A 754-nucleotide genomic window follows, 5' to 3' on the forward strand; every position below is an offset into this window, starting at 1 on the left:
GCAGTAAAAACCTTTAAAGAAAGTGCAGACAAAGAAGTGGCTCAACAACCAAAGCCAAGTAACCCAAGCTATCCTACTTTCCCTAGGTACAACAAATCAACTAAAGTTTCAACTTCTAGACCAAGTAAGAAGACAGAAATAAAGAAACAAGAAGTTAAGGAAGAACCAAAGAAACAAGAAGTTAAGAAAGAAAACTTAAATCAAGAAAGATTTACAGATACAAAGGGACACTGGGCAAAAGAAGCCATAAACTATGTGGTTGAAAAAGGATACTTTGCTGGATTAAGTGCAAAAGAATTTGCTCCAAATAAAGCAATCACAAGAGGGCAACTAGTAACAGTCCTTGGAAGAATATTAAACATTAACAAGACTTCATTTAAATCAAATAATTTCAAAGATGTTAAGAGTGACGCATACTATGCACCATATATAGCATGGGCGGAAAGCGTGGGAATAACTAAGGGCAGAGGAAATGGAAACTTTGACCCAGATAAAGGAATTACAAGAGAAGAAATGGCAGTCATGATGGTTAAATTCTTAAGGATTTCAGGCAAGAATATAAATGCAAAAGGAAAGGAAGTTTCCTTTAAGGACGACGGAAATATAGAATCTTGGGCAAAGGATGCAGTAAGGGAAATGGCGAAGCTTGGACTAGTAAGTGGTATGGAAGATGGAAGCTTCTCACCTAAGACAGAATTTACAAGAGCCCAAGTTGCACAAGTTCTTTACAAGATGGACAAGAATTAACATTATT

The 754-nt window shown here is 36.3% G+C and carries 1 protein-coding gene; it reads left to right on the forward strand.

What is annotated here, in order from left to right; translation table 11 throughout:
- Positions 1-747 (forward strand): S-layer homology domain-containing protein (locus tag HMPREF1864_RS04275; protein WP_197415057.1); only part of this gene is annotated, 747 nt, incomplete at its 5' end.
- Positions 748-754 lie beyond the last annotated feature (7 nt).

It is taken from the genome of Peptoniphilus sp. DNF00840, assembly GCF_001553125.1.
Lineage (GTDB): Bacteria > Bacillota > Clostridia > Tissierellales > Peptoniphilaceae > Peptoniphilus_A > Peptoniphilus_A vaginalis.